The 21,095-nt window shown below is 66.0% G+C and carries 18 protein-coding genes; 14 read left to right on the forward strand and 4 right to left on the reverse strand.

The window, feature by feature from the left end:
- Positions 1 to 4 precede the first annotated feature (4 nt).
- The 4 genes from BLW27_RS20670 to BLW27_RS08890 form a co-directional block, all read right to left on the reverse strand.
- The gene (locus BLW27_RS20670; RefSeq protein WP_143042232.1) at positions 5 to 703 is read right to left on the reverse strand and encodes a hypothetical protein; all 699 of its coding nucleotides are present in this window, start codon (positions 701 to 703) and stop codon (positions 5 to 7) included.
- Positions 696 to 1,871 (reverse strand): tyrosine-type recombinase/integrase, encoded by a 1,176-nt coding sequence (locus tag BLW27_RS08870; protein WP_089882306.1) that lies wholly within the window; start codon positions 1,869 to 1,871, stop codon positions 696 to 698. Before BLW27_RS08870 ends, BLW27_RS20670 begins: the two co-directional genes overlap by 8 nt.
- A 428-nt stretch (positions 1,872 to 2,299) precedes the next feature.
- Entirely contained in the window at positions 2,300 to 3,502 is a 1,203-nt protein-coding gene (locus tag BLW27_RS21155) for a recombinase zinc ribbon domain-containing protein (protein WP_177177855.1), read from the reverse strand.
- Between the two features lie 171 nt (positions 3,503 to 3,673).
- On the reverse strand, positions 3,674 to 4,666 hold the full coding sequence (locus BLW27_RS08890) for a LysR family transcriptional regulator (RefSeq protein ID WP_089882312.1): 993 nt from the start codon (positions 4,664 to 4,666) through the stop codon (positions 3,674 to 3,676).
- A gap of 136 nt (positions 4,667 to 4,802) precedes the next feature.
- Here BLW27_RS08890 and chvE point away from each other — a divergent pair, with 136 nt between their 5' ends.
- The 14 genes from chvE to BLW27_RS08960 all read left to right on the forward strand — a co-directional run bounded on the left by chvE (position 4,803) and on the right by BLW27_RS08960 (position 20,998).
- Positions 4,803 to 5,867 carry a multiple monosaccharide ABC transporter substrate-binding protein gene (chvE, locus tag BLW27_RS08895; protein ID WP_089882514.1) on the forward strand — a complete coding sequence of 355 codons (1,065 nt, stop codon included), beginning with the start codon at positions 4,803 to 4,805 and terminating at the stop codon, positions 5,865 to 5,867.
- Positions 5,868 to 5,957: 90 nt separating this feature from the next.
- Entirely contained in the window at positions 5,958 to 7,493 is a 1,536-nt protein-coding gene (mmsA, locus tag BLW27_RS08900; protein WP_089882314.1) for a multiple monosaccharide ABC transporter ATP-binding protein, read from the forward strand.
- Positions 7,490 to 8,698, forward strand: coding sequence for a multiple monosaccharide ABC transporter permease (mmsB, locus tag BLW27_RS08905; protein ID WP_089882316.1), 1,209 nt, complete (start codon positions 7,490 to 7,492; stop codon positions 8,696 to 8,698). The genes mmsA and mmsB overlap by 4 nt, the downstream gene beginning before the upstream one ends.
- Positions 8,699 to 8,703: 5 nt before the next feature.
- Positions 8,704 to 9,696, forward strand: a complete 993-nt coding sequence (araD1, locus tag BLW27_RS08910; protein ID WP_089882318.1) for an AraD1 family protein — start codon at positions 8,704 to 8,706, stop codon at positions 9,694 to 9,696.
- Positions 9,696 to 11,438 (forward strand): L-arabinonate dehydratase, encoded by a 1,743-nt coding sequence (araD, locus tag BLW27_RS08915; protein ID WP_089882320.1) that lies wholly within the window; start codon positions 9,696 to 9,698, stop codon positions 11,436 to 11,438. Before araD1 ends, araD begins: the two co-directional genes overlap by 1 nt.
- A 109-nt stretch (positions 11,439 to 11,547) precedes the next feature.
- The gene (ytfQ, locus tag BLW27_RS08920; RefSeq protein ID WP_089882322.1) at positions 11,548 to 12,492 is read left to right on the forward strand and encodes a galactofuranose ABC transporter, galactofuranose-binding protein YtfQ; all 945 of its coding nucleotides are present in this window, start codon (positions 11,548 to 11,550) and stop codon (positions 12,490 to 12,492) included.
- 61 nt (positions 12,493 to 12,553) lie between these two features.
- Positions 12,554 to 14,080: a sugar ABC transporter ATP-binding protein gene (locus tag BLW27_RS08925; protein ID WP_089882324.1), complete on the forward strand. Its 1,527-nt coding sequence runs from the start codon at positions 12,554 to 12,556 to the stop codon at positions 14,078 to 14,080.
- Positions 14,080 to 15,105, forward strand: coding sequence for an ABC transporter permease (locus BLW27_RS08930; RefSeq protein ID WP_089882326.1), 1,026 nt, complete (start codon positions 14,080 to 14,082; stop codon positions 15,103 to 15,105). The genes BLW27_RS08925 and BLW27_RS08930 overlap by 1 nt, the downstream gene beginning before the upstream one ends.
- Positions 15,102 to 16,067 (forward strand): galactofuranose ABC transporter, permease protein YjfF, encoded by a 966-nt coding sequence (yjfF, locus tag BLW27_RS08935; protein WP_089882328.1) that lies wholly within the window; start codon positions 15,102 to 15,104, stop codon positions 16,065 to 16,067. Before BLW27_RS08930 ends, yjfF begins: the two co-directional genes overlap by 4 nt.
- A 38-nt stretch (positions 16,068 to 16,105) precedes the next feature.
- Positions 16,106 to 17,050, forward strand: a complete 945-nt coding sequence (locus BLW27_RS08940) for a Gfo/Idh/MocA family protein (RefSeq protein ID WP_089882330.1) — start codon at positions 16,106 to 16,108, stop codon at positions 17,048 to 17,050.
- A 16-nt stretch (positions 17,051 to 17,066) separates the two neighbouring features.
- Entirely contained in the window at positions 17,067 to 18,584 is a 1,518-nt protein-coding gene (locus BLW27_RS08945; RefSeq protein WP_089882332.1) for an aldehyde dehydrogenase (NADP(+)), read from the forward strand.
- Complete coding sequence (locus tag BLW27_RS08950; RefSeq protein ID WP_089882334.1) at positions 18,581 to 19,453, forward strand: SMP-30/gluconolactonase/LRE family protein; 873 nt, start codon at positions 18,581 to 18,583, stop codon at positions 19,451 to 19,453. Before BLW27_RS08945 ends, BLW27_RS08950 begins: the two co-directional genes overlap by 4 nt.
- Positions 19,446 to 20,387 (forward strand): 2-dehydro-3-deoxygalactonokinase, encoded by a 942-nt coding sequence (locus BLW27_RS08955; RefSeq protein ID WP_089882336.1) that lies wholly within the window; start codon positions 19,446 to 19,448, stop codon positions 20,385 to 20,387. The genes BLW27_RS08950 and BLW27_RS08955 overlap by 8 nt, the downstream gene beginning before the upstream one ends.
- Entirely contained in the window at positions 20,384 to 20,998 is a 615-nt protein-coding gene (locus tag BLW27_RS08960; protein ID WP_089882337.1) for a 2-dehydro-3-deoxy-6-phosphogalactonate aldolase, read from the forward strand. Before BLW27_RS08955 ends, BLW27_RS08960 begins: the two co-directional genes overlap by 4 nt.
- Positions 20,999 to 21,095: the final 97 nt, after the last annotated feature.

A 21,095-nucleotide genomic window follows, 5' to 3' on the forward strand; every position in this document is an offset into this window, starting at 1 on the left:
TCTTCTAGGTTTGCACGCGCCCCTTACGTGCGCTGAGGACGCTGGCTATGTTGGCTCGAGTACATGAGCCTTCCAAAGTATTGACTGTTCTGTAGATGCACTCAAAGCGGTCGTTTACAAAGCATTCGTTCTCATCGTCGTATCTTCCGCCTACCGCTCTCTCCGACGTCCTTGGCAGAGAGAGCGTAAGCTGCTGTTCCATGATGTCTGCTACGCCGTTGATCAGCTTTAAGAGAGGAGCATTGCTTCGACGACCACTCATATTACCCGGATCAGCCGAATACCAATTAAGTCTTTCCTGCAGATTATTTAGGTCTGTAAGAATTTCGCGCACCGAACGAATGCCCCTGTGGGCGATAGTCCTTGAGAAGGTTCGCTCGAAATTTCTTGGTACTTTTTCGATTGCGCAAATTGCATCACTGACCTTCTTTCGGGCGTCCTCTAGATCTTTTTTCTTGTATCGAAAGTGACTATCTTCATGTTCGTGGAACTTTTCATCTAAATATACGTGGTGCGCTTCTGCAAGCGACGAGATGATCTGCGGGTAAAGTAGCCTGAAATTCTCACCTTTTCTCGAACGGTCGAGTGCACGATACCCGTTTATCAAGGCACATAAGTGTAGCCTCCGCCAATCCTGCGGCTTGAAGAACAAGGGGGCGTAGTCCGGGACATGCTTTGGCAGAACTTTTTTCTGATCAGGCATCGCAGATAAAAGCCTCCCACTGCACCATCATCTCTCTCCTCCGCTCAAGCAGGTCGCCCCGCCTATAGGCTGCCTCAGTCGCGTTCTTGATCGAATGCGCCAGAGCCATCTCGGCAAGCTCATTAGGGAACTGAGTCTCCTCGGCAACCCAGTCGCGGAACGCTGATCGGAAACCGTGCACCGTCACGTCAACCTCCATGCGGCGAAGAAGGTTTGTCATCGCCATGTTTGACATTGGCCGCTCGACCTTTTGGCCGGGGAATACGACGCCTTCCGTTCCTTGTTCTTGCAGCTTCCTGAGTATCGCCGAGCCCCGATCGGTGAGCGGGACGCGGTGCTCCCGCTTGGCCTTCATGCGCTCCGCTGGCACGGTCCAAACGCCCGCCTCTAGGTCGAGCTCCGACCACGTCGCGTGCAGCACCTCGGATGTTCGCGCGGCTGTCAGGATCAGAAATTCCAGCGCCAGACGCGTGGTGTAGCCGCTGTCCTTTGAGCGGAGCTGGGTGATGAACTGGGGCACCTGCTGGTATGGCATTGCCTTGTGGTGGGTGACCTTGGCTGTTTGCTTGGGCAGGCCCCGGTCAACGCCGCTGACTGGGTTCTCTCCCGTGCGGAAGCCGGCGGCCTTAGCCCAGTCAAACACGGTGGCCATGCGCTGGCGAACACGCCGCGCCGTCTCGGCCTTCGTAAGCCAGATTGGCGACAGCACCCGCAGGATGTCGGCGGTCTCGACCGCGTTGACTGGTCGATCTCCGATCACCGGCACCGCATAGCTCTCCAGCGTGTTCACCCACTGCTGCGTATGTTTCGCATTCTTCCACGACGGGCGACTTTCCTCATGCACGCGCCGCACTGCCTCAGTGAAGGTGGGCACGACCGTCTGCGCTTGGCGCCTTTCCTCGATTGGATCGCCGCCCTCCCGGGCGATCTTTCGATATCGAAGTGCCAGCTCGCGTGCTTCGACTAGGGATACGAGCGCGGCACTGCCAAGGCCCATGTCACGGCGACGCCCGCGCACCATGATGCGCAGCAGCCATCGCTTTGAGCCGCCTTTCTCGATAACAAGATGGAGGCCATTGCCGTCGGCGTACCGCCCCGGTTCTTTCAGCTGACGCACCTTCACCGCCGTCAGTGCTTTGTCGGGGTGCCCACCGCGCGATTTCGGCATTCGAACGTCGCTGCCTCACAACTAGCCCACATGCTAACCCACATTGTGAAGCGGCTGGTGGCGGATTACAATGGACAACCTCGGACAACCCGACTAGGGTAAGTGATTGAGGCAATTGCGTTATCGAACGTAGTCGTATCTTGTCGAACGCTGTCTCGGCTGACTGTCTCTCCGCCACTTGCGAACAAAAGTGGGCACTGCCGCAGGCATACTTTTCTGGTCACTGATTGCCTGTCTCACGTTAGTTCTCCGGCCGCGAATTCGGATCTCGTTGGCGTCGATCTCGATGTTGTCGATGACGGCACGAAGATATCCTTGGCGCGACTGAGTATCACCAGTGGTAAGCTTTTTCCGCATGAGATCGACGAAGTCGGAGATTTTTTCGGCGGCCACTTTCTCGTCTGGGGCAAGTTCAGCACGCGCCGTTTTTACGCCTTCTCTGAAATGTCGCGCTGCGCCCTCAGGTCGTCGAGGCGCTCGGCGAGTGTGGGGTCGGAACTTTCCATGACGCCATCTTCGACCAACTGGAGTAGGCGGTTCAGTTTTGCCTTCGTGTCGCTCAAGTGGGCTTCGTGTTTCCCGAGGCTGTCGCTGGCTGCGGCGGCTCTGACCGTCTGCCGCTCTTGCAGCTCATGAAGAAACGCTGCCATTCGGTCGTGGGTCAGCAGGTCTTCCATGATGGCGGCTAAGACCAGATCATCGGTCTCTCCCATCCGGACGCGACGCCCGCCGCATGTTCCCTTGCCTTGGCGCATGCGGCCACCGCAGGCGTAGTAGCGGTATTTTCCGCCCTTCCCGGTGCTGAGTATCATGCCGCTGCCGCAGGTCGCACAGGTGGCGAGGCCACTCAGCAAAACGGGGCTGCTCACGGTTCTCGGCGAAACCTTCTTGGGATTCCGAGATTTTAGGGTGCGTTGGGTTCTGTCGAAGTCTTCGGCGGAGATGATCGCCGGCACGGAAATCAGAATGGGCTCCGAAGTTTCGGTGTTCCGATTGCGCCGGCCTTGGAGCGATAGAACTCGATGTGATCCCGCACCACATCCTCGAACTGCGGGGGCAGACCAAGTTCGGCCGGCCAGATCGCCGCCTGGTCGGCCTTGAACACCGCCGTCGCCAGTTGCAGGTCCAACAGCCAGTTGTCCTTCCCGGATCGAGACATTGAAGCGGCAGTTGCCGTCGTCCGCGCGACCAAGACGGACGTCTTGCGCCGCATGGTGGCCGTCTGTGCCGGAGCCGAAGGGGCACTGGACACTGTGATCGAGGCGCTGCTGGGCGAGTTGGCCGAGGGCAGTGACGACGCGCTGCGGCTGATGGAGCGCGCGAGGCTGACGGACTTCTTCTGGAAGCAGGTCGCGAACGCCTATGGCTACGTCTCGAATGAGCCGGATCTGGAAGACTTCGCGATCACTCTTTTCCAGTCCTGCTACTGCCGCGCACTGGGCGAGGACGGCAGGCTGAATGTCGAGGCGCTTCTGGTCTTCCGTCGCTGGAAGAACAACCGCCACGGGGCCGAAGCATTCGAAGCACTGAGCCGCAAATACCAGGAGATCCTGCATATTCCGGAAGATTTGCGGGATCGCGGCATCAAAGTCCTGCGCGGGATCGATTATTTTGAAGAGATCGACCGGCACATCGTCTGGTCCCTGGTCGAGGAAATGTCGAGCCAGACCGTGACCGCCGCCGATGTCCTGATCGATATTTTCCAGGCGCCTCTTCGTCGCGATGGGTTCAGCCTCAGTGATCGTCTACTCCGAGTTCTCGCCCCACGGGCAGCTGCGGGGGGAGCGCGGGGCGCTGATCGATCACCGCGAGTTTTCTGCCCTCGCCCGTGCGCTGCGGGTCCTAGCGCGAAGCAGCGACAGAAAACGGTCGGTGGCCGGCGGATGCGTTGTGTCCGCACGAGACACGATGCCGAAGTCCCGCACAGCAATCGACTCCGCGACCGGAAGGATAGCCAGACGGCTGCCAAGCGCGGCGCGCTGGATAAAGAATTGAGAGACAGCGTGCGCAATGGGTGCGATGGCGTTGGTGTCGTTGACCAGCGCCAGGGTAAAGAGCATCGACGTCGTGCTGACCACGCGCGGGGGCATCGGCAGGCCACGCTCCAGCAGGTGGTTCTCTGCGGTGCGCCGCAGCAGGCCTCCGGGCGGCTGCAGGATCCAGTCGAAGGCGAGGCAGTCGGCTAAGGTCGGCTGTTCCTTCCGCGTCAGCGGATGGTCGAGCCGGACGAGGAGGCTGATCGGCTCTGGCCCGATCACGTCCACGGCGAAGGGCCGTGCATCGGCCATGTCGGGTATGCGCCCGATGTAGAAATCCAGATCGTCGGCCAGCAGCGCCTCGGCCAGCCGGTCCGAGGTATCGACCTGTACCGTCACCTCGATGTCGGGATAGGTCAGCCGGACCTCGCGCAGGACCGGCAGCAGATGCTCGAGCGACGGCCCGGTGACGGAGCCGACGCGAACCTGGCCGCGCACGCCCCCCTTCAGCTCCGACACTGTCTGGTATGCCCGATCCAGCCCCTTGAGCGTCTCGCTCGCCTGCTCGGCCAGGATGCGCCCCGCCTCTGTGAGTTCGACCCCGCGCGGGTGGCGAACGTACAACGGCGTGCCGACCATCGCCTCGAGTTGCGCCATCAGCCGTGAGGCGGCCGGTTGCGTCATGCCAAGGCTTCGCGCCGCCGCGCCGATCTGCCCGTGCTCGCGCAGCGCCGCGAGCAGCCGGAGCTGGGGGAACTTCAACCCGCGCCTGACGAGGCCGTCGGCCGCGGCAATCTCTGGCAGGGCAGGTTCAGGCATATCAGTACCGGTATATCAGAAGGCCAAATCGGAATTTGTCGTATATTTCTGAATATCGCAATGGTGTAGCCGGGCCGACTGAACGGCTGGAGGAGAAGACGGGGCGCTGCTGCCCCGCGCCTTGTGGGAGGACATCATGACACTGACGCGACGCGCCCTCGGCGCCACCGCGCTTGCTGCGCTTCTGGCACTGCCAGCTTACGCCCAGGACAAGGGCACCATCGGCATCGCAATGCCCACCAAATCGTCCGCGCGCTGGATAGCCGACGGCGAGAACATGGTGCAGCAGTTCGAGGCGGCCGGCTACGAGAGCGACCTGCAATATGCCGAGGACGACATCCCCAACCAGCTTGCGCAGATCGAGAACATGATCACCAAGGGCGTGGACGCGCTGGTGATCGCCGCGATCGACGGCACCACCCTGACCAACGCGCTGGCCAATGCCGCGGCGATGGACATCCCGGTGGTCGCGTACGACCGGCTGATCCGCGACTCCGGCGACGTGGACTATTACGCGACCTTCGACAACTTTCAGGTGGGCGTCCAGCAGGCGAACACGCTCGTGGACGGTCTGGAAGAGCGCTTCCCGGACCAGGAGAGCTGGAACGTCGAGCTGTTCGGCGGCTCGCCCGACGACAACAACGCGTATTTCTTCTACGATGGCGCGATGAGCGTGCTGCAGCCGATGATCGACGCGGGCAAGATCCAGATCGTCTCGGGGCAGAGCGGCATGGATACCGTCGGCACGCTGCGCTGGGACGGTTCGGTCGCGCAGGCACGGATGGATAACCTGCTGTCCGCGAACTATACCGACCGCCAGGTTCACGGCGTCCTGTCGCCCTATGACGGCCTGTCGATCGGCATCATCTCCTCGCTCAAGGGCGTGGGTTATGGGTCCGGCGACATGGCGATGCCCATCGTCACCGGTCAGGATGCAGAGATCCCGTCGATCAAGGCGATCATCCGCGGCGACCAGTACTCGACGATCTTCAAGGACACGCGCGAGCTGGCGAAGGTGACGGTCGGCATGGTCGACGCGCTGCTTCAGGGCGGCGAGCCGCAGATCAACGACACCGAGACCTACGACAACGGCGTGAAGGTGGTTCCGTCCTACCTGCTCGAGCCGATGCCTGTGACCGCCGAGAACTGGGAAGAGGTGCTGTTGGGCTCCAACTACTACACGAGGGACCAGATCGAGTGACCTCCCCGATGGCGGCGCGCATTCGCGCCGCCTGACCGGGCCCCCGGCCGCCAGGCCGGGGGCTGACCGAGAATTCGAGGGAGAGACGAGATGGCGACCCTGCTCGAGATGCGGGACATCACCAAGGAATTTCCGGGAGTGAAGGCGCTCGACCAAGTGAATCTCAAGGTCGAGGAAGGCGAGATTCATGCGCTGGTCGGCGAGAACGGCGCGGGAAAGTCGACGTTGATGAAGGTCCTGTCGGGGGTCTATCCGCACGGCTCCTATGACGGCGACATTCTCTTCGACGGTGAGGTCCAGCACTTCCGCAACATCCGCGACAGCGAAACCCGCGGCATCATCATCATTCATCAGGAACTCGCGCTGATCCCCCTTCTCTCGGTGGCCGAGAACATCTTTCTCGGCAACGAGCGCGCACGGGGCGGCGTCATCGACTGGCGTGAGACGGAGCGCCGCGCCAGACAGCTTCTGGACCGCGTCGGCCTCAACGAAAGCGCCAGGGCGATCGTCGCCGACCTGGGCCTGGGCAAGCAGCAGATGGTCGAGATCGCGAAGGCGCTGTCGAAGGACGTGCGCCTGCTGATCCTGGACGAGCCGACCTCGTCCCTGAACGAGCAGGACAGCGCGAAGCTGCTGGCGCTGCTCAAGGAATTCCGCCGGCAGGGCGTCACCTCGATCCTGATCAGCCACAAGCTGAACGAGATCAGCCAGGTCGCCGACACGATCACCGTGCTGCGCGACGGCTCGGCCGTGGCCCGGCTCGACTGCAGCGACGGCATCAGCGAGGATGACATCATCCGCGACATGGTGGGCCGCGCGCTGGACGACCGCTATCCGCCGCGAAAGCCGCGGATCAAGGACGAGATCGCGATGGAGGTGTCGGACTGGACGGTCCACCACCCCGTGCAGACCGAGCGCGCCGTGGTCCGCAACGTGTCGTTCCACGTCCGCCGCGGCGAGGTTCTGGGCATCGCCGGTCTGATGGGCGCCGGTCGGACGGAACTGGCCATGAGCCTCTTCGGGCGCTCCTGGGGGCGCGACATCTCGGGAACGGCAAGGATCAACGGCACGGTGGCCGATCTGTCCACGGTGCGCTCGGCGATCAACGCCGGGCTGGCCTATGCGACGGAGGACCGGAAGACCTACGGCCTCGTCCTCGACGACTCGATCCGGAGCAACGTGCCGCTGGCCAAACTCGACGCGATCGCCGACGGCATGGTCGTGAACCGCCGGCGCGAGGCCGAGGTGGCCGAGCGCTACCGCGACAGGCTTGCCATCAAGTCGAGCTCGATCGAGCAGGAGACGGTGAACCTGTCGGGCGGCAACCAGCAGAAGGTCGTGCTGTCCAAGTGGCTTTTCGCCGATCCTGACATCCTGATCCTCGACGAGCCGACGCGCGGCATCGACGTCGGCGCGAAATACGAAATCTACACGGTGATCCGCGATCTCGCCGCAGCCGGCAAGTCGATCATCGTCATCTCGTCGGAAATGCCCGAACTGCTCGGCATCACCGACCGTCTTTACGTCATGAACGAGGGCCGCTTCGTCGCCGAAATGGCGACCGCCGAGGCGAGCCAGGAGAAAATCATGGCCTGCATCATCAGATCGGGAGAGCGACAGCAATGAGCCATGTCGTCGACAGCACTGCGGAAAAGCCCGCCGGGGAACAGGCGCGCGCAAGCTGGCGCTTCCTCAAGAACCATCTGCGTGAATACGGCATCCTCTTCGCGCTCATCGCCATCATGGCGTTCTTCCAGATCGCGACGGGCGGCATCCTGCTGAAGCCGGTCAACCTGACCAACCTGGTGCTGCAGAACTCCTACATCGTCATCATGGCGATCGGGATGCTGCTGGTGATCGTCGCCGGCCATATCGACCTTTCCGTCGGCTCGGTGCTGGGTTTCACGGGAGCGCTTGCAGCGGTGATGATCGTCAACTGGGACGTCCACTACCTCATCGCGGGCGCGCTCTGCCTCGTGGTGGGGGCCTTAATCGGCGCAGCGCAGGGATTCTGGGTGGCCTATTTCCGCATCCCGTCCTTCATCGTGACGCTGGCGGGGATGCTGGTCTTCAAGGGCCTTACCCTGTGGCTGCTCGCCGGTCAGTCGGTCGGTCCGCTGCCTCCGCAGTTCCAGCTCATCGCGTCAGGTTTCGTACCGGACCTTTTCGCGATGGAGGGCTTCAACCTGATGTCCTTCCTGATCGGTCTTGCCGTCGCGACCGGTCTCGTTTTGCTCGCGCTGCGCACCCGCGTCGCGCAGGCCAAGACGGGCACGCTAGAAGAACCGTTCGCCTTCTTTGCCGCGAAGACCGCGATCATCTTCATCGGGATCTCGTGGATGAGCTGGCTGATGGCCGATTTCCGTGGCCTGCCCAACGTCTTCATCGTCATGGCGCTGCTGATCGCGGTCTATTCCTTCGTTACCAGCCGAACCACGACCGGACGGCGCATCTACGCGATCGGCGGCAACGAGAAGGCGGCGACCCTGTCGGGCATCAATTCGAAGCGGCTGGTCTTCCTGACCTTCGCCAACATGGGGATGCTTGCAGCCCTAGCGGGGCTCGTCTTCGCCGCGCGGCTCAACACCGCCACGCCGAAGGCCGGTGCGACGTTCGAGCTTGACGTGATCGCGGCGGTGTTCATCGGCGGCGCCTCGATGGCCGGCGGCGTCGGAACGGTGGTCGGCGCGGTCGTGGGGGCCTTCATCATGGGCGTGATGAACAACGGCATGTCCATTCTCGGCATCGGGATCGACTACCAGCAGGTGATCAAGGGCCTCGTCCTGCTCGCCGCGGTGATCTTCGACGTCATGAACAAGAAGAAAGGCTGACCCAAGTGCTGATTTCCCAATACACCGACGCCTCCGGTCGCCCGCAGGTCGTGGCCCGCGAAGGATCCGAAGCCTATGACGTCAGGTCGGACCGTCCGCTTTACGACCTGGCGATCGAGGCCGCAGAGGCGGGCACGTCGATCCGCGACCACGTCCTGGACCTGGGGCTGAACGGCGCGGTCGACCTGGAAGGGCTTTTGTCCGAGGGCCGGCTGCTGCCGCCGATCCTGCATCCCGACCCGGCGCACCTGCACCTGACCGGGACAGGCCTGACGCATCTCGGCTCCGCCTCCACGCGCGCCTCGATGCACGCGAAGAAGCCCGAGGACGAGACCGACTCGATGCGCATGTTCCGCTTGGGGGTCGAGGGCGGGAAGCCCGTCAACGGTCTGGCGGGCGTGCAGCCGGAGTGGTTCTACAAGGGCTCCGGCGCCGCGCTGGTGGCGCCCGGCGCGGCACTCGCAAGCCCCGCCTTCGCGCTGGATGGCGGCGAAGAGCCCGAGATCGCGGGGATCTACGTCATCGGCCGCGACGGAACCCCCTTCCGCGTCGGCTTTGCCTTGGCCAACGAGTTCTCGGACCACGTGACCGAGCGGCAGAACTACCTCTACCTCGCGCATTCCAAGCTGCGCCCGTGCTCCTTCGGACCGGAACTGCTGGTGGGCGACCTGCCGCAAAGCGTCGAGGGCGTCAGCCGCATCCGCCGCGGCGGCGAGGTCGTCTTCGAGAAGCCCTTCCTGTCAGGCGAGGCGAACATGTCCCACTCGATCCGCAACCTCGAACACCATCACTTCAAGTACGCGCTGTTCCGCCAGCCCGGCGACGTGCATGTCCACATGTTCGGCACCGCGACGCTGTCCTTCGCCGACGGCGTGCGCCCAGAGGACGGCGACCAGTTCGAAATCGAGGCCGCCCCCTTCGGCCTGCCGCTGCGCAACGCGCTGTCGCACCGCCCCGCAAGCGGCGCCGCGGCGATGACCGAGATCCGGGTGCTCTGATGGCGTTCGAACCCGCACAATGGCCCCGCAGGCTCCGCAGCCAGGAATGGTACGGCGGCACCAGCCGCGACAACATCTACCACCGCGGCTGGATGAAGAACCAGGGCTACCCGCACGACCTGTTCGACGGCCGCCCGGTCATCGGCATCCTCAACACCTGGGGCGAGCTGACGCCGTGCAACGGCCACCTGCGAGAACTGGCCGAAAAGGTGAAGGCCGGTGTCTGGGAGGCCGGGGGATTCCCGCTCGAAGTGCCGGTGTTCTCGGCGTCTGAGAACACCTTCCGCCCCACCGCGATGCTGTATCGCAACCTCGCGGCGATGGCCGTCGAGGAGGTGATGCGCGCGCAACCGATCGACGGCGCCGTGCTGCTGGTGGGCTGCGACAAGACCACGCCGTCGCTGATGATGGGCGCGGCCTCGACCGACATCCCGTCGATCGTCGTCACCGGTGGGCCGATGCTGAACGGCTGGTTCCGGGGCGAGCGACTGGGCTCGGGCACCGCGCTGTGGCAGATGTCCGAGGGCATCAAGGCCGGAAAGATGACGCAGGAGGAGTTCCTCGAGGCCGAGCAGGCGATGAGCCGCTCCACCGGGACCTGCAACACGATGGGCACGGCTTCGACCATGGCATCGATGGCCGAGGCGCTCGGCATGGCGCTGTCCGGCAACGCCGCTATTCCCGCGGTGGACGCGCGACGGCGCGTGATGGCGCAGCTGTCGGGACGTCGGATCGTGCAGATGGTCAAGGACGACCTGAAGCCGTCGGACATCCTGACCCGCGAGGCATTCGAGAACGCGATCCGCTGCAACGGCGCGATCGGCGGATCCACCAACGCGGTCATCCATGTCCTGGCGCTGGCCGGCCGCGTCGGGGTGGACCTGACGCTGGACGACTGGGACCGCCTGGGGCGCGACGTCCCGACCATCGTGAACCTCATGCCCTCGGGCAAGTACCTGATGGAGGAGTTCTTCTATGCCGGAGGCCTGCCTGTCGTGCTGAAGCGGCTGGGCGAGGCGGGAATGCTGCACAAGGATGCGCTGACCGTCTCCGGCGGGCGGATCTGGGACGAACTCGGCGACGCCACCAACTGGAACGAGGACGTGATCCTGCCGGTCGAGAGGGCGCTCACGGCGTCCGGCGGCATCGCCGTTCTGCGCGGCAACCTCGCCCCGTCCGGCGCGGTGCTGAAACCCTCGGCCGCAAGCCCGCACCTGATGCAGCACCGGGGCCGCGCCGTGGTCTTCGAGGACATCGACCACTACAAGGCGCGCATCGCGGACGAGGCGCTGGATATCGACGAGACCTGCGTGATGGTACTCAAGAATTGCGGGCCGAAGGGATACCCCGGCATGTCCGAGGTCGGCAACATGGGCCTGCCGCCCAAGGTTTTGCGGCGCGGGATCACGGACATGGTCCGGATCTCGGATGCCCGCATGTCCGGCACCGCCTACGGCACCGTGGTCCTGCACACCTCTCCCGAGGCGGCGGCGGGCGGCCCGCTGGCGGTGGTCCGCGACGGCGACATGATCGAACTCGACGTGCCGGCCCGGCGCCTGCATCTCGACATTTCCGAGGACGAATTGCAGCGTCGGCTGGCCGAGTGGACGCCACATGTGCAAGCACCCACAAGCGGCTACACCAAGCTGTTTCACGACCACGTCGAGGGCGCGGATACGGGCGCCGATTTCGACTTTCTGAAAGGCTGCCGAGGAAGGGAGGTGCCCCGCGACAGCCACTGAAGCGCGCGGTGATCGCCGCCGCAGGAGGAGGCCCCGGAAAGGGGTATGAATAAGCAAGCGCAAAGGACGGGAGGGAACCCGCCCTCGCTTCACTTGAAGGGAGAGAGACATGCTCAAGACTTTGATGACCAGCGCAGCCATAATGGTCTGCGCAGCCGCCGCGACGGCCCAGACCGTCGGCTTCTCGCAGATCGGATCGGAATCCGGCTGGCGGGCCGCCGAAACGACGCTGACCCGTCAGCAGGCCGAGGAACGCGGCATCGACCTCAAGTTCTCGGACGCGCAGCAGCGCCAGGAGAACCAGATCGCCGCGATCCGCTCGTTCGTGGCGCAGGGCGTTGACGCGATCCTGCTTGCCCCGGTCGTCGCGACCGGCTGGGACAGCGTTCTGGAGGAAGCGCAGGAAGCCGAGATCCCCGTCGTCCTGCTCGACCGTCAGGTAGACGCGCCCGACGATCTCTACCTGACCGCCGTGGGCTCGGACCTCGTGCACGAGGGCGAAGTGGCGGGCCAGTGGCTGGTGGAGAAGGTCGGCGACCGCGAATGCCGCATCGTCGAGCTTCAGGGCACGACGGGCTCTTCCCCCGCCATCGACCGTGCCACGGGCTTCCGCAACGCGATCGAAGGCCACGACAACCTGGAAATCGTCCGTTCGCAGACCGGCGACTTCACCCGCACCGGCGGCAAGGAGGTGATGGAGAGCTTCCTGCAGGCGGAATCGGGCAACGAGATCTGCGCCCTCTACGCCCACAACGACGACATGGCGCTGGGTGCGATCCAGGCGATCAACGAGGCCGGGCTGAACCCGGGCGAGGACATCCTGATCGTCTCCATCGACGCGGTCCCGGACATCTTCAAGGCCATGGCCGAAGGTGACGCGAACGCCACGGTCGAGCTGACGCCGAACATGGCCGGTCCCGCCTTCGACGCGCTCGAGGCATACTGGGAGGACGGCACGATGCCCGAGAAGTTCATCCAGACCGAGTCGACGCTCTACACGCAGGACGACGACCCGATGGCCGAGTACGAGGCACGCAAGGATCTCGGTTACTGATCCTCCCACTTGCCGGGGCGGAGCGATCCGCCCCGGTTCCGCGGCCGCGAACGAGGTTCCCATGCTGCTTTCCATCCGCTCCCTCTCGAAATCCTTCCCCGGCACGAAAGCGCTGGATGCGGTCGACTTCGAACTGAAGGCGGGCGAGGTCCACGCGCTGCTCGGCGAGAACGGCGCGGGGAAATCCACGCTCATCAAATGCATGACCGGCGCCTATCGCCGCGATTCCGGCCAGATCCTTCTCGACGGACAACCCGTCTCGCCCGGCACCACCTCCGAGGCGCAGGAGCTGGGCATCGGCACCGTCTACCAGGAGATCAACCTCCTGCCCAATCTCACCGTCGCGCAGAACCTCACCTTCGGTCGCGAGCCGCGCCGCTTCGGCATGATCTCGTCGCGCGCACAGCGCGACATGGCCCGTGAGATGCTGGCGGGCTACGGGCTCGACATCGACGTGGGCCGCGACCTCGGAAGCTACTCGGTCGCCGTGCAGCAGGTAATCGCCATCGCCCGCGCCGTGTCGCTGTCGGGCAAGGTGCTGATCCTCGACGAACCCACGGCCAGCCTCGACGCCGCGGAGGTGCGGATGCTGTTCGACATCTTGCGCGACCTGCGCGACCGCGGGCTGGGCATCGTCTTCGTATCGCATTTCCTCGACCAGGTCTTCGATCTGTGCGACCGGCTGACGGTGCTGCGAAACGGCTGCAAGATCGCCACCGAGGCGATAGCCGAGACGGATCGCCTGAAGCTCATCAAGCACATGCTCGGCCGTGAACTCGACGAGGCGACCGAGGAGGAGCGCAGGAAGACCACCGCGCCCCACGAAGAGCGCCACGAGATGCTGCGCTTCGATAGGGTCGGCCGCCCCGGCACTGTGGCGCCCTTCGACCTGACCGTGCGCAGGGGCGAGGTCATCGGTCTGGCCGGGCTGCTCGGCTCGGGCCGCACCGAAAGCGCGGAACTGTTGTTCGGCGTGCGCGCCGCACAGTCAGGCCAGGCCCATGACGAGGCGGGACCGGTGGATTTCTCGAACCCGCGCGCCGCGATCCGCGCCGGTTTCGGATTCGCGCCCGAGGATCGCAAGACCGACGGCATCATCGCCGACCTGTCGGTGCGCGAGAACATCGTTCTTGCCCTTCAGGCCCGGCGCGGTTGGACGCACCCCGTCCCGCGGGCCGAGCAGAACCGTCTGGCGGACGACTACATCGCGCGGCTCGACATCCGCACATCCGACGCCGAGAAGGCTGTAGGCGACTTGTCGGGCGGCAACCAGCAGAAGGTCGTGCTGGCCCGCTGGCTGGCGATGAACCCGCGTTTTCTCATCCTCGACGAGCCCACGCGCGGCATCGACATCGGCGCCCATGCCGAGATCCTGCGCCTGATCCACCAGATGACCGCCGAGGGCATGGCGCTGCTGGTCATCTCGTCGGAATTCGACGAGCTGGTCGCGGTCTCGGACCGGATCATCGTGCTCCGGGACCGCCGCCACGCGCACGCGCTCGTGGGGGACGAGGTCACCGCCGACGCCATCGTTCGCGCCATTGCCACGCCGGATGCGGCGCAAACGCAGACGCGGGGGGCCGCCTGATGCGACGTACCTTCACCCGCGTCTTGCCGCAACTGCTGACGCTCGCCGTGCTGATGGCGCTGGTAACGCTGTTCTTCCCCCAATTCCTGGCCGTCGACTACCAGGGCGGGCGCCTTTCCGGCCCGGTGATCGACGTGCTGAAGCGCGGCGCGCCGGTCGCGCTTCTTGCGGTCGGAATGACACTGGTCATCGCCACGCGCGGGATCGACCTGTCGGTCGGCACCGTCATGGCGATCACGGGCGCCGCCGCGGCCTGGGCGATCGCCTCGGGCTGGGGCGCCGGGACCGCGGTGCTGCTGGCGCTGGCGGCGGGGCTTGTCTGCGGGCTCTGGAACGGCTGTCTCGTGGCAGTCGTTGGGATCCAGCCCATCGTGGCGACGCTGATCCTGATGACCTCGGGGCGCGGCATCGCGCAACTGATCACCGAAGGCCGCATCCTCACCTTCAACGATCCCGGCTTCGCATGGCTGGGCTCGGGCATCCTCGCCGGGCTTCCGGTCCCGGTCTTCATCTGGATATTGACCGCCGTGGCCGTTGCGATCCTGATGCGGCGCACCGCGCTTGGCCTGCTGGTCGAGGCCATCGGCATCAACCGGTCGGCCTCGGCGCTCGCCGGGGTCAACGCGCGCGTTCTGCTGATCGCGGTCTACATGGCTTCGGGTCTTTGCGCCGCGCTGGCCGGGATCATCGCCACCGCCGACATCCGCGGGGCGGACGCCAACAACGCCGGGCTCTGGCTGGAACTCGACGCGATCCTGGCCGTGGTGATCGGAGGCAACTCGCTGCTCGGCGGGCGCTTCTCGGTCGCGGCCTCGGTGCTGGGGGCGATGATCATCCAGACCATCGACACCGGAATCCTACTCGCCGGCTTCCCGTCGGAATACAACCTGGTCATCAAGGCGGGCCTCGTGCTGATCATCCTCGTCCTGCAATCCCCGAACCTCGCGAGCGAGTGGTACTTCCTTCGCCGCAGCCTCACCCAGAGGCGTGAACCGAAACCTGTCCCGTCGAGGGTTAAGGAATGACCGTCAATCCCCGCCTCTACCCGCTGCTCGCAACGATCGGGATCTTCATGCTCGCCTATCTCGTGTGCTGGATGCAGTTTCCCTACATGCTCTCGACCCGCGTGGTAGGCAACCTGCTGACCGACAATGCCTATCTCGGCATCGTGGCGGTCGGCATGACGCTGGTGATCCTGTCGGGCGGAATCGACCTCTCCGTCGGTTCGGTCATTGCCTTTTCCGGGGTCTTCATCGCGGTGCTGCTGCGCGACACGGGCCTGCATCCACTGGCAGCCTTCGCGATCCTGCTCGCCGTGACGACGGCCTTCGGTGCGGCGATGGGGGGCGTCATCCATCTCCTGGCGATGCCGGCCTTCATCGTGACGCTGGCCGGGATGTTCCTGGCGCGCGGCGCCGCGTACATGCTGACCATCGAATCCGTACCGATCGTCCACCCCTTCTACGAGACGCTCAAGAACGCCTACTGGCTGATGCCGGGCAAAGGCCGGCTGACGCTGATCGCCATCGTGATGCTGCTTGCGGTCGTCGCCGGAGCGCTGATCGCCCACCGCACCCGCTTCGGCGCCAGCGTCTTCGCCATCGGCGGGGGCGAGCAGACCGCGCGGCTGATGGGCGTCCGCGTCGGGGCCACGACTGTCGGGATCTACGCCTTCTCGGGCTTCATGGCAGGGCTCTCGGGTATCGTCTTCTCGATCTACACGAGCTCGGGCTATCCGCTGGCCACGGTGGGGACCGAACTGACGGCCATTGCCGCGGTCGTCATCGGCGGGACGCTTCTGACCGGTGGGGCCGGCTATGTATTGGGCACGCTGTTCGGCGTGCTGACGATGGGTTTGATCCAGACCTACATCGTCTTCGACGGCTCGCTGTCGAGCTGGTGGACGAAGATCGTCATCGGCGTGCTGCTGCTTCTCTTCATCCTGCTGCAGCGCGGTCTGCTGCGCGTATCAAGCCTGCGCGCATGACCAGCAACCACGTTACACGAACCGAGAACGGACCAGGCATGACCGCTTCAAGCGACACCAACGCTCTTGCCATCGCCATCGTCGGCGTCGGCAAGATCGCGCGCGACCAGCACATCCCGGCGCTCGCGCGGGACCCGCGCTTCCAGCTTGCGGCCACGGCCAGCCGCTCCGGCGGCGTCCAGGGGGTCGAGACCTTCGAAACGCTGGGCGCACTGCTGGCCGCGCGGCCGGACATACCTGCCGTGTCGCTGTGCATGCCTCCGGTGCCACGCTTCGCCGCCGCGCGCGAGGCCATCGCCGCAGGGCGGCACGTCATGCTAGAAAAGCCCCCCGGCGCGTCCCTGGCCGAGGTCTTCCGGCTGGAGGCGCTCGCGCGGCAGGCGGGCGTCACGCTCTTCGCCTCGTGGCATTCGCGCGCGGCCGCGGGCGTCGCGCCGGCGCGCGAATGGCTCGCCGGACGGCGGCCCAAGCGCATCCGCATCGACTGGAAGGAAGACGTGCGGAAATGGCATCCCGGCCAAGCCTGGATCTGGGAGCCGGGCGGCCTCGGCGTCTTCGATCCCGGCATCAACGCGTTGTCGATCCTGACCGAAATCTGCCCGGTGCCCCTGCACCTCACCGCGTCCACGCTGACCTTTCCGGAGAACCGCGCCACGCCCATCGCGGCCGACCTGACCTTCACCGACGGCGACGGGCTCGATGCCACCGCCGGCTTCGACTGGCGGCAGGAGGGCGGCGATATCTGGCAGATGGAGATCGACACGGACGCTGGCCAACTTCGGCTGCTCGATGGCGGCGCACGGCTGTTCATCGACGGGCAGGAGACAACGCTCGACGATACCGGCGAATACCCGACACTCTACAGGCAGTTCGGCCAGCTCATCGCCGAAGGGCGGTCGGATGTCGATGCGGCCCCGCTGATCCACGTGGCCGACGCATTCATGCTCGGCCGCCACTTGCGGGGCGACCCTTTCCACGACTGATCAATCGGAGCAGACCATGACCACACTCACCGGACGCCACCTCATCGACGGAGAATGGATCGAGGGCGGCACGTCCTTCCGCTCCGAACCCGTCTCGGGCGCGCCGCTGCACGTGTTCGACGGCGGCAAGACCGAGATCGATGCGGCGATGCAGGCGGCCGAGCGCGCCTTTGCCACCTACGGATGGACTGCGCGCGAGGACAGGGCGCTTTTCCTCGAGGCCATCGCAACCGAGATAGAAGCGCGCGTCGACGCCATCACCGAAGTGGGCATGGCCGAGACAGGCCTGCCCGAGCCCCGGCTGAGAGCCGTGGAGCTGCCGCGCACGGCCAACCAGCTTCGCCTGTTCGCCGCGCATCTTCGCGACGGCGCCTATCTCGACAGGCGCCACGAAGCCGCCCTGCCCGACCGCCAGCCGATGCCCCGCCCCGACCTGCGCATGATGCAGCGCCCTCTGGGGCCGGTCGGCGTCTTCGGCGCGTCGAACTTCCCGCTCGCCTTCTCGACGGCGGGTGGCGACACCGCCGCAGCGCTCGCCGCCGGCTGCCCGGTCGTCTACAAGGGCCATCCCGGCCATCCCGGCGTCGGAGAGCTGGTCGCGCAGGCCATCGCCGCCGCCATCGAGAAGACGGGGATTCCGGCCGGCGTCTTCGGCCTCGTGCAGTCGAACTCGACCGAGGCGGGCGCCGCGCTCGTGACCCATCCGCTGACGCGGGCGATCGGCTTCACCGGCTCGTTCCGGGGTGGCAAGGCGCTGTTCGACCTCGCCATGGCGCGCGACGAGCCGATCCCCTTCTTCGGCGAGCTGGGCTCGATCAACCCGGTCTTCGTCCTGCCGCGCGCGCAGGCCGCCCGCGGGGCCGAGGTCGGCAGCGCCTGGGCCGCCTCGCTGACCATGGGCGTCGGGCAGTTCTGCACCAATCCCGGCGTTGTCGTCCTGCAGGATGGGCCGGGCGCGGACGCCTTCGTCGAGGCGGCCGGCGCGGCGCTGTCCGATGTCGCGCCGCAACCCATGCTCACTAGCGGCGTCGCCGAGGGCTACCGGAGCGGCGTGGCAACCGCCGGCGGCATCGAAGGCGTCCGCACGCATGTGCGCATCGAGGGCGAAGGACGTCACGGCGGTCCCGCCATGTTCGAGGTGACAGGGGCCGAATGGCTGGCGAATCCCGCGCTCGAGCAGGAGGTGTTCGGCCCGGCCGGCATCGTCGTCCGGGCGGCCGACGGGGCGGAGGCGCGCGCCATCGCGCAAGGCATCGACGGGCAACTGACCGCGACGCTGCAGATGGACGACGCCGACACCGACGAGGCGAAGGCGCTGGTCCCGATCCTCGAACGCAAGGCGGGGCGCGTGCTGGTCAACGGCTTTCCGACTGGCGTCGAGGTCGCCGAGGCGATGGTCCACGGCGGCCCCTTCCCCGCCTCGACGAATTTCGGCGCGACCAGCGTGGGCACGCTGGCCATCCGACGGTTCCTGCGGCCGGTCTGCTACCAGAACATGCCCGAGGCGCTGCTGCCGGAGGACCTGCGCGGATGAGCCACGCGCCCGTCAGGGTCCACGACACGACGCGCTGCCTGCTGGGCGAAGGGCCGCTCTGGCACCCCGAGCGCGGGCAGTTGCTGTGGTGCGACATCCTTTCGCGCCGCATCCTGGCGCGCGAGGACGGGCGGCTTCGCGACTGGAGCTTCGACCAATTCGTGTCGTGCATGGGCTGGGTCGACCGATCCCGCGTGATCGTGGCGACCCAGACGGACCTGACGCTGCTCGACCTCGACAGCGGCGCGACCGAAACGCTTTGCCCGGTCGAGTCCGACAACCCGGAGACCCGCTCCAACGACGGCCGCGCCGACCCGCACGGCGGCTTCTGGCTCGGCACCATGGCACTGGACAAGACGCCGGGCGCGGGCGCGCTCTACCGCTACCACGAAGGAGAGCTCACCTGCCTCAGGCCGGGCCTGACGATCCCAAACGCCATCTGTTTCAGCCCCGACGCCTCCTGCGCGTATTTCGCCGACACGCCGACCGGGCGGGTCCACCGCTGGGCCCTGGACGACGCGGGCTGGCCCACGGGCGAGCCGCAGCCATTCGCCGACGAGAGCGCATCCGGCCACGCGCCGGACGGCGCGGTCTGCGACGCCGCCGGGCGCGTCTGGGTCGCGAACTGGGGCTCGGCCCGCATCGCGGTCTATTCTTCCGACGGGGCGCTGGAGCGAACGGTGCCCATGCCGGCGGCGCAGGTCACCTGCCCCGCTTTCGGCGGCGATGACCTGTCGACGCTCTATTGCACGTCGGCCACCATAGACTTGCCCGAAACCGAGCTTACCGCCAACGCTGCCCATGGGCTGACCTTCGCCGTCGACGGTGTCGGCACCGGACAGGGCGAACACCGGGTGAGTCTTGGCTGAGGATTGCGACACCACTGCCGACACGCCTGCCGGCGTCTGGGCTGCAGCGGACTGGGGCACGTCGAACCTGCGCCTCTGGGTCCTGTCCTGCGATGACCGCCTTCTGGCGCGGATCGGGGATCCGCGCGGCATGTTGACGTTGTCGTCGAACGGGTTCGAGACGGTCCTGCGCGAGCGCCTGTCGCCTTGGCTCGGCACCGGCCAAAGGCTCGCGGTGGTCGCCTGCGGCATGGTCGGGGCGCGGCAGGGATGGATCGAGGCGCCATACTTGCCTACGCCCGGCCGACCGATCGAAATGGCGCGGCTCCGGCGCGCGCCGGTGTCCCGCGACGATCTGGATGTGACGATCCTGCCGGGCATGGCACAGGCAGAGCCCGCCGACGTCATGCGCGGCGAGGAGACGCAGGTGGCGGGCCACCTCGCAGCCGAGCCGCACTTCGATGGCCTGATCTGCCTGCCCGGCACCCACACGAAATGGGTCCGCTGCCGCAACGGCCGGGTCGAGCGCTTTCGCACCTGCATGACGGGAGAATTCTACGCGTTGCTCGCCGGGCACTCCGTCCTGCGACATGCGCTGGAAGGTGCAGGGTGGGATGACCAAGCCTTTGCCGACGCCGCCCGCGAGGCGGCGCGCCACTGCGGGGCGGTGATCGATGGCTTGTTCGGCATCCGTGCATCGAGCCTGCTGACGGGCACCTCTGCCGCGCAGTCGCGGGCGCGGCTTTCGGGGCTCTTGATCGGGGCCGAGATCGGCACGATGCGCGACGAATGGCAGGACCGCCCCATCGTCGTGATCGGCAGCGGAAGGCTCACGCCTCTTTACGCGCGCGTGCTCGCAGACCAGGGCGCGGCAGTCGCAACCGTCGACGCCGAAGCGGCCACGTTGCGCTGCCTCGCCGCCGTCCACGCGCAACTGAGAACGGAGGCAACATGAGCCGCAATCTGATCGCCATCCTGCGCAGCATCACCCCGGAGGAGTCGGTGGAGATCGCCGAGGCGCTGATCGAGCAGGGCATCATCCGGATCGAGGTGCCGCTGAACTCTCCCGACCCGTTCGAGAGCATCGGACGGATGATCGAAGCCTTGGGAAGCCGCGCGGAAATCGGAGCCGGCACGGTGCTAGACGTGGCGGATGTCGAGCGACTCGCGCAACTCGGCGCGCGGCTGGTCGTCTCGCCGAACTGCGACCCGGACGTGATCCGCGCCACCCGGCAGGCCGGGCTCGAGTCGTGGCCCGGCGTCTTCACCGCCACCGAGTGCTTCACCGCGCTGCGCGCTGGCGCGACTGGGCTGAAGCTCTTCCCTGCCTCGCTGCTCGGGCCCGAGGGCGTGCGTGCGCTGCGTGCCATCCTGCCTCCGGAGGCGCAACTCTACGCCGTCGGAGGCGTCGAGGCCGGGAATCTCGCCACCTGGCTAAATGTCGGTGTTACCGGTTTCGGGCTCGGCTCCACGCTCTACGCCCCGGGTCGCCCGGCTGCAGATGTCTCGCGGGCCGCCGCCGAGATCGTGGCCGCGCTGCGGAAGGGTTCAGTGCCGCATGGATGACGCTGTTGCCGCCGCGTATTCGTTGATCAGCGAGCGGATCAGCGGTTGCAGCATCCTCCGCGCCGCAACAGACCGCTGAAATCCACATTCGCATCGC

Source organism: Citreimonas salinaria (assembly GCF_900107235.1).
Lineage (GTDB): Bacteria > Pseudomonadota > Alphaproteobacteria > Rhodobacterales > Rhodobacteraceae > Citreimonas > Citreimonas salinaria.